Origin of the sequence: Aeromonas sp. QDB03, from assembly GCF_027707985.1 — a bacterium.
Taxonomy (GTDB): Bacteria; Pseudomonadota; Gammaproteobacteria; order Enterobacterales; family Aeromonadaceae; genus Aeromonas; species Aeromonas hydrophila.
On the sequence record NZ_JAPCJG010000001.1, the window covers coordinates 1,000,637 to 1,014,894 of the forward strand.

Here is a 14,258-nt window from a genome sequence, read left to right on the forward strand (position 1 = left end):
GATCAGATGCGCGCCTTGCGTACCTGCTTGTAGCGGTCGAACAGCACGGCGGCGAGCAGGATGAGGCCACGCACCACATACTGGGCAAACGGGGAGATGTTGAGCAGGTTCATGGCGTTCTCCATCAGCCCCAGGATCAGCACACCGGCGATGATGTAGGAGATCTTGCCGATCCCCCCTTTCATGGAGACCCCTCCCAGCACGCAGGCGGAGATCACCACCAGCTCGAAGCCGATGGAGGTCATGGGCTGACCCGAGGTCATGCGCGAGGCGAGTATGATGCCGGCGATGGAGGCAATCAGCCCGGTCATGGTGAAGATGATGATCTTGGTACGCACCACGTTGACCCCGGCCAGGCGCGCCGCCTCCTCATTGCCCCCCATGGCCAGGGTGTTGCGGCCGAAGGTGGTCTTGTTGAGCAGCAGCCCGAACAGCACGAAGCAGACGGCGGTCAGCCAGACCGGGGTCGGGATGCCGAGCAGGGCGGAGTTGCCGAGCTCGAAGAAACGCTCCTCGACGATGCCCACCGCCTTGCCGTCGGAGATGATGTAACCCACCCCGCGCGCCATCTGCATGGTGGCCAGGGTGGTGATGAGGGCGTTGATCTTGAATTTGGCCACGACTATGCCGTTGATGAGGCCGAACAGCACCCCCACCGACATGCCGGCCAGGATGCCCACCGTGATGCTCTCGGTGGCGTTGATGCCGACCGCACAGGCGACGCCGGAGCAGGCCACCACTGAGCCCACCGACATGTCAAACTCGCCGGAGGCGAGGCAGAACAACATGCCGCAGGCCACCATGCCCGACATGGAGACGGCGAGCCCGAGCCCGCGCATGTTGATCAGGCTGGCGAAGTTGGGCACCAGCACGCAGGCCAGCAGGAACAGGATGGCGAAGATCACCAGCATGCCGTATTGATCCCAGACGCGGGCCAGTTGCAGGCGGGAGCCGCTGGCCGTCGCGGCGCTGGCGGCCTGGCCGACTGAGGTAGTAGTTGTCATGGTATTTCTCCTGAAAATTCCGGGTGCTATCTCGTTGCGGTCAGCGAGTCAACGGGCCGGCATGGCCAGATTGAGCGCCTTGACCTCGTTGGCCTCGTCGTGGGAAAGCTCGCCGGCGATCTCCCCCTCCCGCATGACCATGATCCGATCTGCGATGCCCAGCACTTCCGGCAGCTCGCTGGATACCACCACCACGGCGATGCCCACCTTGGCCAGATCGTAAATCACGTTGTAAATCTCGTTCTTTGCCCCGACGTCGATGCCGCGGGTCGGCTCGTCGAGCAAGATGACCTTCATGTCCTCGGAGAGCCAGCGCCCCAGAATGGCCTTCTGCTGGTTGCCACCGGAGAGGTTCATGATGGCCTGCTGGGGAGACGGGGTCTTGACCCGCATGTCGCGGATCCGCAGCCTCGCGTTCTCGTCCTCCCACTGCTGGTTGATCCAGAAGCCCCCCCACGCGTGGTGACGGCGGGCACTGATGTTGATGTTCTCCTGCACCGAATGGATGGGGATGATGCCGAGCGCCTTCCTGTCTTCGGTGCAGAGCATGATGCCGCTGCGAATGGCGTCGATGGGGCTGCCGATGACCACCGGCTTGCCGAACACCGCTATCTCGCCGCTGTGCATCTTGTCGGCGCCGAAGATGAGCTTCATCAGCTCGCTGCGCCCGGCCCCCACCAGCCCGAAGATACCGAGGATCTCCCCGCGTTTGACCTCGAACGATAACGGCGCCTTGAGCCCAGGCCCCATCAGGTTATCTACCTTGAGGCCAGCCTCGCCAAGCGGTCTTGGGCTGTAGCCATAGATGTCGGTCAGCTCGCGTCCCACCATGGTCTTGACCAGCAGATCCCGGTCCACCTCGGCCATGGAGGCGAAGGTGCGCACGAACTGGCCGTCCTTGAATACCGTGATGGCGTCGCACAGGGCGAAGATCTCGTCCATCCGATGGGAGACGTAGAGAATGACCTTGCCCTCGTCACGCAGCTGGCGGATGACCCGAAACAGCTGCTCTATCTCGCGCGACGACAGGCTGCTGGTCGGCTCGTCGAAGGCGATGACGCTGGCATCCCGGGTCAGCGCCTTGGCGATCTCCACCATCTGCCACTGCCCGAGCGACAGGTACTTGAGCGGCGTCTCGGGGGAGACATCCATGCCGAGGCGCGCCAGCTGCCTGGCCGCATCCTGATAGAGCTGCTCCCGATCGATGACCCCGCGCCGGGTCGGCAGCTGGCCGAGGTAGATGTTCTCGGCCACCGTCATCTCGGGCACCAGGTGCAACTCCTGATAGATGATGGCGATCCCGCTCTCCAGCGCATCGACCGTGCTCTGAAAGACCCGCTCCTGACCGGCCAGCTTCACCACCCCGGTGGTGGGCGATTGAAAGCCGCTCAGGATCTTGAGCAGGGTGGACTTGCCCGCGCCGTTTTCCCCCATCAGCGCGTGCACCGTGCCCTGCTGGCAACAGAAGGAGACGTTCTTCAGCGCCTTGACGCCGGGAAACTCCTTGCTGATGCCGCAAAACTCCAGATAAGGAACTGACTGATTCATGTTTCACTCCAGCCGACCGGCATGGCGCACTGCGCCATGCCGGTCTCGGTATCAGGGTTTAGATGGCGTCAATCACAGGCCTTTCTTCTGCAGTTCGACCTTGAAGTTGTCGCGGGTGATGAGCACCACGTCGGTCACTTCGGTGAACTTGGCCGGTTCGGCGCCGTTGACCACCCAGTCATGGAGCATCTGGATACTCTTGTAACCGTGCACGTCCGGGCTTGGCAGCAGGGAGCCGAGGAAGCCGGTGGCGCTGGACTTGGAGAGCTCGTTCACCGCATCCACCCCGTTGATGCCGATGCCGATGACGTTCTCGGCCTTGAAGCCCTGCCCTTCGGTGGCGCGCACGCCGCCGAGCACAGTGTTGTCATTCATGCCGACGATGAGCCAGTTCTTCACCTCAGGGTGCTGCACCAGCATGGAGTTGGCGGCATCCAGCGCCCCCGGAATGTCGTTGGCCTTGGTGGGTGAGCGGTAGATCTGCGCTTCGGGGAAACCGGCGGCCTTGAGCGCACTCAAGGAGCCTTCGACCCGGCGGCGGGCGGTGTCGAGCTCGTCGGCGGTGATGGCGAGCACCCCGGTCGCCTTCACGTCCCACTGACGTTTTTGCATCTCCTTGTAGAGCTCCTGGCCCTGGCGTTCACCAATCTTGGTGGCGGCCATCATCACCAGCGGCACCTGCTCCATGGGCTGGCCCTTGGCGTTGACGAACTGGTCGTCCACCGTGATGACCTTCAGATCCATGCTGTTGGCCTTGGCCATGATGGCGGCCCCGAGCTTGGGGTCAGGGGTGCAGATGACGAAGCCCTTGGCGCCGTTGGCCGCCAGGCTGTCGATGGCATTGAGGGTCTTCTCGCCATCGGGGACGGCGATCTTGATCACCTCGAAACCGAGATCCTTGCCCGCCTTGTCGGCGAAGTTCCATTCGGTCTGGAACCAGGGCTCCTCCGGCTGCTTGACCAGATAGCCCAGCTTCAGCGCCTCGGCCGAGAAAGCAGAATTTGCCATACCAAGGGCAAACCCCATTGCGATCATGCTGTTAACGATTTTGTTCATGCGAGTGTCTCCAGGTGTTCTATCAATCCATGTATCCACGCAGTGCTGCTCGTTGAGTCAATCAAGTCGCAGCCATATAAAAACATGCTTAAACAGGACGTTATTGTTGTTGCTAGTTGAGCGAACCAAGTTGTAATCGTTTTCACATGGAAAAATGGAGAGCAGGATCACGCCATGAAATTGCAGCCGTTTTGTCTATGTTTTCAGCAAAATAATCACATAGCGGATCTTCGATGGCCGTCACCCTCTTGCCGGCATAGCGTTTAAATCCATATTTCCAGCAGCCAATGGCTAACCGCCCATCCGGTCCATCTCCTATGGTTCCTCCCCAGTCACCCCTCATTGATGGTCAGGAGCACTTATGTCTGAGCACCCCAGGTCCGAGCAGATCACCATCGGACTCGATTTCGGCAGCGATTCAGTCAGGGCACTCGCCGTGCGCTGCCACGACGGCGCCGAGCTGGCAACCCAGGTCGTCTATTACCCGCGCTGGCAGGCCGGTCGTTACTGTCAGCCGGTCACCAACCAGTTTCGCCACCACCCCCTCGACTATCTGGAATCCATGGAGCAGGCGGTGGTCGCGGTAGTGAGCCAGCTCACCCCGCGTCAGCGCGCCGCCGTGCGCGGCATCGGGGTGGACAGCACAGGCTCCACGCCAGCACCCATCGACGAGGAAGGCCGTGTACTGGCCCTGCGCCCGGAGTTTGCCGACAACCCCAACGCCATGTTCGTGCTGTGGAAGGATCACACCGCCATCGAGGAGGCCGAGGCCATCACGGCGCTGTGCCACGGCGGCCAGTTCCCCGACTACAGCCGCTACATCGGCGGGGTCTACTCCTCCGAGTGGTTCTGGGCCAAGATCCTGCACGTCTCCCGCAGTGACGCGGCGGTGCGCGCCACCGCCTGCAACTGGGTCGAGCTGTGCGACTGGGTCCCCGCCATCCTGAGCGGCACCCAGGCCCCGGCCGACATTCGGCGCGGGCGCTGCTCCGCTGGCCACAAGTCCCTCTGGCACCCGAGCTGGGGCGGCCTGCCCCCCGCCGAGTTTCTCAACGCGCTGGATCCGCTGTTGACCGAGGATCTCGACTACCCCCTCTTTACCGACAGCTGGACCGCCGATCTGCCGGTCGGCACCCTGACCCCGGAGTGGGCGGAGCGGCTGCACCTCTCCTGCGAGGTGGTGATCGCCGGCGGGGCCTTTGACTGCCACATGGGCGCGGTGGGAGCCGGGGCCGGCAACAATGCGCTGGTCAAGGTAATAGGCACCTCCACCTGCGACATCCTGATCGCCGACAAAGCCACCATAGGTGATCGGGCCATTGCCGGGATCTGCGGCCAGGTGGACGGCAGCGTGGTGCCGGGCATGGTGGGGCTGGAGGCGGGGCAATCGGCGTTTGGCGACATCTATGCCTGGTATCAGCGCCAGCTCGGCTGGCCGCTGGAGAGCCTAGCAGCCCAATATCCGGAGCTGCGCACCGCCATCGAGGCCCACAAGCGGGAGCTGCTGCCAAGCCTCGCCGCCGCCTGGGAGCAGCAGCGCGATCTGGCCCATCTGCCGGTGGTGCTCGACTGGTTCAACGGTCGCCGTACCCCTTATGCCAACCAGCGCCTGCAGGGCACCGTCACCGGGCTCAACCTCGGCACCGATGCACCCGACCTGTTCGGTGCCCTGGTGGCCTCCACCGCCTTCGGGGCTCGCAGCATCATGGAGTGCATGACCAGCCAGCAGGTGCCGGTGGAGCAGGTGATCGCCCTTGGCGGCATCGCCCGCAAATCGGCCACCGTGATGCAGACCTGCGCCGACGTGATGAACAGGCCCATCCAGGTAGTGGCCTCGGATCAGTGCTGCGCCCTGGGGGCGGCCATCTTTGCCGCCGTGGCGGCCGGGATCCACGCCGATGTGGCCAAGGCCCAGCACCACATGGCGAGCGCCGTGGAGCGCACCCACCAGCCTGACCCTGAGCGGGTCGCCGAATACGAGCGCCTCTACCAGCGCTACCTCGCCTGGGGCGCCGCCGCCGAGCCGCTCTACAACCGGGGGGGACCGGCATGAACCTCAAGATGCTCAAGGAACAGGTGCTCGTCGCCAACCTGGATCTGCCGCGCCACGAGCTGGTGACCTTCACCTGGGGCAACGTCAGCGGCATCGACCGAGAGCGCAATCTGGTGGTGATAAAGCCGAGCGGTGTCAGTTATGAGCGGATGCTGCTCGAAGACATGGTGGTGCTGGATCTGGCCGGCAAGCAGGTGGAAGGCGCCTTGCGCCCCTCCTCCGACACCGCCACCCACCTGGTGCTCTATCGCGCCTATCCGGAGCTTGGCGGCGTGGTGCACACCCACTCCACCCACGCCACCGCCTGGGCCCAGGCGGGGCGCCCCATCCCCATTTTCGGCACCACCCAGGCCGACTACTTTCATGGCGAGATCCCCTGCTCGCGCCTGCTCACCCCGGGTGAAGTGGAGGAGGATTACGAGGGGCTGACCGGTCATCTCATCGTCGAGACCCTCAAGCAGACCCCCATCCTCACCATGCCGGGGGTGCTGGTGGCCAACCACGGCCCCTTCAGCTGGGGCAAGAGCGCCGAGGACGCGGTACACAACGCCGTGGTGCTGGAGGAGGTGGCGCGCATGGCCTGGCTCACCGGCCAGATCAACCCCGCGGCCCGCCCCCTGCCCGATTACCTGCTGGAGAAGCATTACCAGCGCAAACATGGCAAACACGCCTATTACGGCCAGACAAAAGCATAAAGAGGACACCAAGATGGAATTGATGAAACAGCTGGAAGTGTGGTTCCTGGTCGGCAGCCAGCACCTGTATGGCGCCGCCACCCTGAAGCAGGTGGCCGATCACGCCCACACCATCACCAGCCAGCTCAACGAGCGCGCCGGCCTGCCGGTCAAGATCGTGCTCAAACCCACCGGCACCACCCTCGACGAGATAAGCGCGGTAGCCCGCGATGCCAACCACGATGAGCGCTGCATCGGGCTCATGGTGTGGATGCACACCTTCTCCCCCGCCAAGATGTGGATCCCGGCCCTCAGCCAGTTGCAAAAACCCCTGCTGCAATTTCACACCCAGTTCAACCGGGATCTGCCGTGGAGCGAGATCGACATGGACTTCATGAACCTGAACCAGACCGCCCACGGCGGCCGTGAGTTCGGTTTCATGGGGGCCCGGCTGCGCCTGCCGCGCACCGTGGTGGTCGGTCACTGGCAGGATGAAGAGGCCCACCGCAAGCTGGGTAACTGGATGCGGGTCGCCGCCGCCATTCACGACAGTCGCCACCTGAAGATCGCCCGCTTTGGCGACAACATGCGCAACGTGGCGGTCACCGAGGGCGACAAGATTGAGGCCCAGATCCAGTTTGGCTATCAGGTGAACTACCACCCGGTCGGCGATCTGGTGAAGGTGATCGACGCCGTGCCTGCAAGCGACATCGAGGTGCTGCTGGCCGAATACGAAGAAACCTACACCCTGACCGAGGCGGTGCAGGCAGGTGGGGAGCTTCGCGCTTCTCTCTATGAGGCGGCGCGCCAGGAGCTGGGGATGAAAAAGTTCCTCACCGACGGCGGCTTTGGCGCCTTCACCACCACCTTTGAAGACCTTCACGGCCTGCACCAGCTGCCGGGGCTGGCCTGTCAGCGCCTGATGCAGCAAGGCTTCGGCTTTGGGGCAGAAGGGGACTGGAAGACCGCGGCCCTGCTGCGCACCCTCAAGGTGATGGGGGCCGGTCTTGCGGGCGGCACCTCCTTCATGGAGGACTACACCTACCACCTGGAGGCGGGCAACAACCTGGTGCTGGGGGCCCACATGCTGGAGGTGTGCCCCTCCATCGCCGCCAATAAACCCGTGCTGGATGCCCAGCATCTGGGCATAGGCAAGAAGGCCGACCCGGCCCGCCTGCTGTTTGCGGCCCCCGCCGGCAAGGCGGTCAACGCCAGCCTGATCGATCTGGGCAACCGCTTCCGGCTGGTGGTCAATCAGCTGGAAGTGGTGGACTTGCCAGAGGCCATGCCGAAACTGCCGGTGGCCAGCGCCCTGTGGAACCCCATGCCGGACCTGCAGACCAGCGCCGAGGCCTGGATCCTGGCCGGAGCCGCCCACCACTCGGTGTTCACCCAGTCGGTGGATATCGAGCAGCTGCGTACCTTCGCCGACCTCATGGGCATAGAGTGCGTGGTCATCGACCAGCACACCCGCATCCCCGAACTCAAGCAGACCCTGCAGTGGAACGAGGTCTACTACAAGCTCTGTCACTGAGCCCGCCACCAGAAAACCTGGACAGCCCCGCCAGCGGGGCTGTCTCTTTTTACTCTGCTCCCCTCCTTTTCATCTTCCATTGATGCAGGCCTGCCCAATAAAGCGGCAGCCGACCGGTCTACCCTTCGTTCTGCCTGCGCTATGGTTTACCATGCAGGCAACCGAGGTGCATGGCACCCCCACCCTGGCGCCAGGCGCCACCGTCATCGGATATCCCTCTCGAGCAACATGAGCAAAACAGCACACGCCGGCAGCGAGCCCACATTTTTCTTTCACGACTACGAGACCTTCGGCATCAGCCCGGCCAAGGACAGACCGGCGCAGTTTGCCGGCATTCGTACCGACGGGGATTTCAACCTCATCGGCGAGCCGCTGGTGATTTACTGCAAGCCGCCCGCTGACTATCTGCCGGAGCCGGAGGCGTGCCTGATCACCGGCATCACGCCGCAAAAAGCGATGAAGGACGGGCTGTGCGAGGCGGATTTCATCCGTCAGATACACGAGCAGTTCGCCACCCCGGGCACCTGCGTGCTGGGCTACAACAGCATCCGTTTCGATGACGAGGTGACCCGTTACACCCTCTATCGCAACTTCTATGACCCCTATGCCTATGCCTGGCAGAACGGCAACTCCCGCTGGGATATCCTCGACATGCTGCGGGCCTGCTACGCCCTGCGCCCGGAGGGGATCGAATGGGCGTTTGACGAAGAGGGCAAGCCGAGCTTCAAGCTGGAGAAGCTCACCGTCGCCAATGGCGTGGCCCACGCCAATGCCCACGATGCGCTCTCGGACGTGCTGGCCACCATCGAGATGGCCAAGCTGGTGAAAAAGGCCCAGCCCAAGCTGTTCGGCTACCTGTTTGACCTTCGCAACAAGAACAAGGTGAAGGCCCTCATCGACGTGGTGACCATGAAGCCGCTGGTGCACGTCTCCGGCATGTTCTCCCCCTGGCTGGGGTGTGCAAGCTGGGTCTCGCCGCTCGCCTGGCACCCCACCAACCAGAACGCGGTGATCATGGTGGATCTGACCCGCGACCCCACCCCGCTCATCGAGCTCACCAGCGAGGAGATCCGCGAGCGCCTCTACACCAAGAAAGAGGAGCTGGGGGATCTGGCCGGTATTCCGGTGAAGCTGGTACACATCAACAAGTGCCCGGTGCTGGCGCCGGCCGCCACCCTGACGGCGGAGCGTGCCGACCAGCTTGGCATCGACCGGGAGCAGTGCCGCAAGAGCCTGGATCTGCTGCGCGCCCACCCCGAAGTGCGGGAAAAACTGGTGGAAGTGTTCAATCAGGAGTTTGCCGGCAACAATGACGGCGACCCGGATACCCAGCTCTACGCCGGCTTCTTCGGTCACGGCGACAAGTCCACCATGGATCTGGTGCGCGCCACCCCGGCGGATCTGCTGGGTGAGCGGGAGTTTGCCTTCACCGACTCACGGCTGCCGGAAATGCTGTTCCGCTACCGTGCCCGCAACTGGCCGCACACCTTGAGCGAAGCGGAGCAAAAGCGCTGGCGCCTGCACTGCAGCGACTACTTCAGCCGCCGTCTGCCCGACTATGTACCGCGCCTCGAGGCGCTGGCCGAGCAGAATCAGGGTAACGAACGGAACTTTGCCATCCTCAAGAGCCTCTATCACTACCTCGAAAATCTGTGAGATGTGACCCGCCTCACGGTTAAATGACTGTACGCTCCCCCGCCCCGCGACATAATGGGAAGGGGAGCAAAGACTCCTGATGTTTCAATTATTTGTGCGCTAACATTGCACTAACGGCCGGTTGGCCTATCGACCCTTGGGGATGCCGCATCCGATGCGTTCAGGATTATCCGGTTTTGGTTTGCTCATCTGCGCCCTGCTGCCATCGGCCAGCATGGCGGGTGTGCGTTTTGATGTCCCCGACTATCTGTTGCAGTTGCCGCAGCAGACTTACCAGCTGATTGAAAGCAACTTCAGCCGCCTCTATCAGCAGACCGACTTTACCCCCCAGATCACCAACAGCTATTTCAACCGCTCCGATCTCTACAACTTCGTCGGCGTGCCGCTGGCCATCACCCCCCAGGCCGGTTTCCAGCTGGAAGTGTTCGGCCAGCTCTACAACCGCGCCTCCCAAAGCTATGTGCACATGAGCCAGGACATGTCGCTCTATCGGATGATCCGGGCCGACATGATGGGCAACACCAACGACGAGGTCGCCCTCGGCATGGGGCTCGGCATTCCGCTCACTGCGCAGCTCACCTTCAAGGCCCTGCTCTCCAGCAACGAGATCCCGGGCTATGGCGCCGCCAATTACGCCATCGGCTTCGAGTGGCGTTACTGACTCCGGTATAGCTGCGCCTTTCACAATACATTCAGGCTCCCGTGGGAGCCTGAATCATGATTGCCAGCCTGCTCAGCGGTAACGGATCACCCGCCCCTCGCCCCCCTGTAGGGTGAGCGCGGTACCGACTGCCCCCTCATCCCAGAAATCTTCGCCCCCTGCCGGCAACAGGAACTCCTGAGGCTGTGCCTCCCAGTTGAAGAGGCAGAGCAGGGTGCCGCCCTCGGGCAGGCTCACCTCGCCACAGGCAAAGTCCATCGACTCGAAACGGGCGCCAGGGGCGCGCGCCGCACAGAGCTCGAGCAGCCTGCGCAGTTGCGCCGCCTGCACCTCGTCGAGATCCTGCAGCCTGTCCCCGGCCAGCATCATGCCGCCGCTTGCCACCAGCGCCGCCAGATGGAAATGGTATTCGGCAGGGCTCGCCTGCTGGCTTGGCAGATCCCGCAAACAGATGCAGTCAGGGTCGAGGGCCCACAGCCGGTCGTTCTGCCAGGCGCGGCAGAACGCCTCGCGAGCGATCTGGCGATAGCGATGGCCACTGCGCTCCACGTCATCGCTCACCCGCATGCCGTGCACCAGCCCAAGGCTTGGCCAAATGGGGGCGTTGCAGCCGAGCAGGAAGGCCCCCTCGCCCGCTCCGCGCAGGATGGCGGCCATGCCGCGTCGGTAGGCCTCCACCCGGGTGGCGGCCGGGTCGTGGAAGCGGCCGCCGTGGATGGCCCCCCAGAAGTTGGCGTCGAGCTTGAAGTAGTGGATGCCCCACTGTTCGCGCAGGGTACGGAACACCCGTTCGAGGTGAGCCTGCACCTCGGGGTGGGTGCCATCCAGCACATACCAGGGGGTGCAGCGCCAGCCGCCGTAGGTAACCCGCTCGGAGGGCAGCGGCAGCCCGTCATCCCCCTTCACAAACCAGTGGGGGTGATCCTGAAACACCTGCGAACCGGGTTCGGCGATAAAGGGAGCCACCCAGAGTGCGGGCTCGCAGCCGGCGCCTTTGATCTCGGCGGCCAGGGAGGCCACCCCCTGCTCGAACTTGGCCGACGGGGTGAGCCAGTCACCCATCTTGGCCTGATAGCCGTCGTCGATCTGCACGTAGCGCAGCGCCGGGAAACGCGCGGCACGCACCTGCAGGTTCTCGCGAATGTCGGCGGCGCTCACGTCCGCGTAGTAGTGATACCAGGAGCACCAGCCGCTGGGGCGTTCGCCAACCTGGCCGATCAGCGAGCCATGCTCGGCCTCGATCCGCTGCGCCAGTTCAGCCAGCAGCGCCTCCCGATCTTTCCCCTCGAGGCAGAGCAGCGCCTCGCTCTGCCAGAACTGGCCGGCCGGGAGTACACGCCCCTCACCGTTCATCAGGATCTGCAGCCGGCCATCGGGGTAGAGCCGAAACTCCCCGCCAAAGCGCTGACAACTGGCAAAGGCGAGCAGCAACCAGCCCTTGTCATGCTCCACCAGCAGCAGGTTGTGCACCGTGTGATAACCCTGATCATCGGTGATCCGATAGACACCGGCATCGGGACAGCGACCGACCGGCTGCGGCGCTTGCCAGCTACCCATGGTCTGGGCCAGCATCTGGAAGCCTTCGCCGTAGATGGAGCACGCAGGCGAGAGGCCGAGCTTGCCGTCAAACAGCGTCCAGTGCCCGACCCGGGCCTCGCTGCGGCCGGTGTTGTCGAGCCGCACCCGGCACAGGGGCCCCTCCCACTGGCGGGTTTGCAGCAACGAAGGGGGCAGATGGTGGTCGTCCGCCAGCTGGCGCAGGCGGGACAAGAGAGATGTCATGGCGACTCCTTGTGGTTCGAAAAGGGTTCTATCTGAAAATATTCAATTAAATCAGCCTCAAACGAACTGATTTCAGCTGTTATTGTTTTAATGCCGCGACCCGGCCTCTCTGGTAGACTGGCGTATTCCTTAGTTCACCGTTACCAAGATGGGGCTCCTGTGATCGCGCAACGTGCCTTGCTGTACCTTCGTGACTTTCTGGTCATCGTCGCCTGCCTGCTGGCGGGCAAAACCCTGGCAGCCATCCTGCCGTTTGCCTTCCCCGGCAGCATCATAGGCATGCTGCTGCTGTTCGTGCTGCTCTCCCTGCAGCTGGTGAAACTGCACTGGGTAGAACTCGGCGCCAGCCTGCTGCTGCGCCACATGGGGGTCCTGTTCGTGCCGGTGGCAGTCGGACTGGTGGCCTGGCTGGAGCCGCTGCGTCAATCCTTCGGCCTCATCATGCTCTGCATCGTGCTCGGGATCGTGCTGATCCTCGGCACCGTCGGCCGCCTCTACCAGAGGATGAACAAATGATCTTCTGGCTGGCCATTCCCTTGACCCTGGTGCTCTACTTCGCCACCCGGGCCCTCTATCGCAAGCTGCCCTGGCCCATCATCAACCCGGTGCTGGTGCCCACCGCCGTCATCATCGGCCTGCTGCTCTGGTTCGATCTGCCGCTGGAGCAGTACGAGAGCGGCACCCGCCCCATCACGGCGCTGCTGGAGCCGGCGGTGGTGGCGCTGGCACTGCCCCTTTATCAGCAGGCCCGCCAGATCCAGGCCAGGCTCAAGCCCATCCTAATCTGTACCCTGAGCTCGGTCTTGATCTCGGTCTGCACTACCTTGCTGATCGGTCATTTTATGGGCGCCGATCCGGCATTGCTGGCCTCGCTCACCACCAAATCCATCACCACGCCGCTCGCCATGAGCGTCAGCCAGTCCCTGGGCGGCATTCCCGCCATCGCCGCCGCCGTGGTGGTGGTGGTGGGGATCGTCGGCGCCCTGATCGGCTTCCCCCTGCTCAAACTGATGCGGGTCACCGACCCCGAAGCCCAGGGGCTGGCCATGGGGGCCTGCGCCCACGCCATCGGCACCGCCACCTCCGCCGAGCAGGGCATCACCCAGGGGGCCTTTGCCTCGCTGGCCATGGTGGTGTGCGGCATCCTCACCGCCGCCGTGGCCCCCCTGCTGTTTGCCATTTACCACTGGTTGAGCTGAAGAGCACCCTTTTCCGCGATGGCGGGCCTGCGGGCCCGCCGATGTGCGACCTGCCGCACAATTTGCACAAGACAAACGTTTCCATTACCATCCCCCTCCGTTTGCCCGTCAGGGCGTGAGCACGCTCACACATTTAGCCGAGCTTGCTCCCTACAATGGCCCCCCAATTGGCCTTTGAGGACACACTATGCATCCCCGTTTTGCCAAGCCACTCGATACCCTGTCCGCCCCGCTCAAGGCGGCGCTGCTGCCCATGCTGGGTGATGATTTCCAGGCTCGCTTCACCCCGGATCAGATCGCCACGCTGAAGGCCGCCACCGGTCTTGACGATCGCGCCCTGCGCCTGGCCCTGCTGCCGCTGGCCGCCGCCTGCTCGGTGGCCCCCATCTCCAAGTTCTTCGTCGGTGCCATCGCCTGCGGCCTGAGCGGCAACTGGTATTTCGGCGCCAACATGGAGTTTGCCGGTCAGGGGCTGTTCCACTCGGTCCATGCCGAGCAGTCTGCCATCTCCAACGCCTGGCTGGGCGGCGAGACCGGCATCTCTGAAATCACCGTCAACTACACCCCTTGCGGTCACTGCCGCCAGTTCATGAACGAGCTGAGCACCGCCAAGATCCTCAAGGTCTCCCTGCCGGATGACTTGAGCGCGCTGCAATCCTTCCTGCCCCACTCGTTCGGCCCGGCGGATCTGGACATCACGGACGCGCTGATGAGCCCGCAGGCCCACGACGAGCTCACGCTTGAGAGCGACGATCCGCTGTGGCAGGCCGCGCTGGCCGCCGCCCGCCAGAGCTACGCCCCCTACAGCCAGGGCTATGCCGCGGTGGCGCTGCAGTTCGCCGACGGTCGCATCTTCTGCGGTCGCTACGCCGAAAACGCCGCCTTCAACCCCAGCCTGCCGCCAATGCAGATGGCCTGCGCCCACGCGGTACTGGGTGGCGAAGATCTCGCTACCATCCGCCGCGCCGTGCTGCTGGAGAGCAAGGATGGCCAGATCAGCCAGCAGGACTCCGCCCGCGCCACCCTCAAGGCGCTCGGTTCGGTCGAGCTGGAGTATCAGGCGGTCTGACCTGCCGTTGCCTGAAACAACA

12 protein-coding genes are annotated in these 14,258 nt (G+C 63.7%); 8 read left to right on the forward strand and 4 right to left on the reverse strand.

Annotated elements, in window-relative coordinates:
- Positions 1–2: 2 nt before the first annotated feature.
- The 3 genes from araH to PG900_RS04430 all read right to left on the reverse strand — a co-directional run bounded on the left by araH (position 3) and on the right by PG900_RS04430 (position 3,608).
- Complete coding sequence (araH, locus tag PG900_RS04420; RefSeq protein WP_029303215.1) at positions 3–1,004, reverse strand: L-arabinose ABC transporter permease AraH; 1,002 nt, start codon at positions 1,002–1,004, stop codon at positions 3–5.
- Between the two features lie 48 nt (positions 1,005–1,052).
- Complete coding sequence (araG, locus tag PG900_RS04425; protein ID WP_270799060.1) at positions 1,053–2,552, reverse strand: L-arabinose ABC transporter ATP-binding protein AraG; 1,500 nt, start codon at positions 2,550–2,552, stop codon at positions 1,053–1,055.
- Positions 2,553–2,624: 72 nt separating this feature from the next.
- On the reverse strand, positions 2,625–3,608 hold the full coding sequence (locus tag PG900_RS04430) for an arabinose ABC transporter substrate-binding protein (protein WP_029301096.1): 984 nt from the start codon (positions 3,606–3,608) through the stop codon (positions 2,625–2,627).
- A gap of 361 nt (positions 3,609–3,969) precedes the next feature.
- On the opposite strand from PG900_RS04430, the gene PG900_RS04435 reads away from it, so the two are divergent.
- From PG900_RS04435 to PG900_RS04455, 5 genes are all read left to right on the forward strand, one after another.
- Positions 3,970–5,661 carry a ribulokinase gene (locus PG900_RS04435; RefSeq protein WP_270830995.1) on the forward strand — a complete coding sequence of 564 codons (1,692 nt, stop codon included), beginning with the start codon at positions 3,970–3,972 and terminating at the stop codon, positions 5,659–5,661.
- Positions 5,658–6,356 carry an L-ribulose-5-phosphate 4-epimerase gene (locus PG900_RS04440; RefSeq protein WP_011705776.1) on the forward strand — a complete coding sequence of 233 codons (699 nt, stop codon included), beginning with the start codon at positions 5,658–5,660 and terminating at the stop codon, positions 6,354–6,356. Before PG900_RS04435 ends, PG900_RS04440 begins: the two co-directional genes overlap by 4 nt.
- Positions 6,357–6,369: 13 nt before the next feature.
- Complete coding sequence (gene araA / locus PG900_RS04445) at positions 6,370–7,869, forward strand: L-arabinose isomerase (RefSeq protein ID WP_270799055.1); 1,500 nt, start codon at positions 6,370–6,372, stop codon at positions 7,867–7,869.
- Positions 7,870–8,097: 228 nt separating this feature from the next.
- Positions 8,098–9,525, forward strand: a complete 1,428-nt coding sequence (sbcB, locus tag PG900_RS04450; protein WP_270799053.1) for an exodeoxyribonuclease I — start codon at positions 8,098–8,100, stop codon at positions 9,523–9,525.
- Between the two features lie 154 nt (positions 9,526–9,679).
- Positions 9,680–10,186 carry a hypothetical protein gene (locus PG900_RS04455; RefSeq protein ID WP_039214596.1) on the forward strand — a complete coding sequence of 169 codons (507 nt, stop codon included), beginning with the start codon at positions 9,680–9,682 and terminating at the stop codon, positions 10,184–10,186.
- Positions 10,187–10,258: 72 nt separating this feature from the next.
- Here the strand turns inward: PG900_RS04455 and PG900_RS04460 are convergent, their stop codons facing one another.
- Positions 10,259–11,968, reverse strand: a complete 1,710-nt coding sequence (locus PG900_RS04460) for a glycoside hydrolase family 36 protein (RefSeq protein ID WP_270799051.1) — start codon at positions 11,966–11,968, stop codon at positions 10,259–10,261.
- A 159-nt stretch (positions 11,969–12,127) separates the two neighbouring features.
- Here PG900_RS04460 and PG900_RS04465 point away from each other — a divergent pair, with 159 nt between their 5' ends.
- The 3 genes from PG900_RS04465 to cdd all read left to right on the forward strand — a co-directional run bounded on the left by PG900_RS04465 (position 12,128) and on the right by cdd (position 14,236).
- Positions 12,128–12,484: a CidA/LrgA family protein gene (locus tag PG900_RS04465; protein ID WP_270799049.1), complete on the forward strand. Its 357-nt coding sequence runs from the start codon at positions 12,128–12,130 to the stop codon at positions 12,482–12,484.
- A complete protein-coding gene (locus tag PG900_RS04470) occupies positions 12,481–13,167 on the forward strand; it encodes an LrgB family protein (protein ID WP_270799046.1) in 687 nt (228 codons plus the stop codon). Before PG900_RS04465 ends, PG900_RS04470 begins: the two co-directional genes overlap by 4 nt.
- Positions 13,168–13,354: 187 nt before the next feature.
- Positions 13,355–14,236 carry a cytidine deaminase gene (cdd, locus tag PG900_RS04475; protein ID WP_130632544.1) on the forward strand — a complete coding sequence of 294 codons (882 nt, stop codon included), beginning with the start codon at positions 13,355–13,357 and terminating at the stop codon, positions 14,234–14,236.
- The last annotated feature ends 22 nt before the right edge of the window (positions 14,237–14,258 follow it).

Coding starts and splice junctions, on each gene's coding strand:
- araH (WP_029303215.1), bottom strand. CDS start 1,004: ATGACAACTACTACCTCAGTCGGCCAGGCCGCCAGCGCCGCGACGGCC.
- araG (WP_270799060.1), bottom strand. CDS start 2,552: ATGAATCAGTCAGTTCCTTATCTGGAGTTTTGCGGCATCAGCAAGGAG.
- PG900_RS04430 (WP_029301096.1), bottom strand. CDS start 3,608: ATGAACAAAATCGTTAACAGCATGATCGCAATGGGGTTTGCCCTTGGT.
- PG900_RS04435 (WP_270830995.1), top strand. CDS start 3,970: ATGTCTGAGCACCCCAGGTCCGAGCAGATCACCATCGGACTCGATTTC.
- PG900_RS04440 (WP_011705776.1), top strand. CDS start 5,658: ATGAACCTCAAGATGCTCAAGGAACAGGTGCTCGTCGCCAACCTGGAT.
- araA (WP_270799055.1), top strand. CDS start 6,370: ATGGAATTGATGAAACAGCTGGAAGTGTGGTTCCTGGTCGGCAGCCAG.
- sbcB (WP_270799053.1), top strand. CDS start 8,098: ATGAGCAAAACAGCACACGCCGGCAGCGAGCCCACATTTTTCTTTCAC.
- PG900_RS04455 (WP_039214596.1), top strand. CDS start 9,680: ATGCGTTCAGGATTATCCGGTTTTGGTTTGCTCATCTGCGCCCTGCTG.
- PG900_RS04460 (WP_270799051.1), bottom strand. CDS start 11,968: ATGACATCTCTCTTGTCCCGCCTGCGCCAGCTGGCGGACGACCACCAT.
- PG900_RS04470 (WP_270799046.1), top strand. CDS start 12,481: ATGATCTTCTGGCTGGCCATTCCCTTGACCCTGGTGCTCTACTTCGCC.
- cdd (WP_130632544.1), top strand. CDS start 13,355: ATGCATCCCCGTTTTGCCAAGCCACTCGATACCCTGTCCGCCCCGCTC.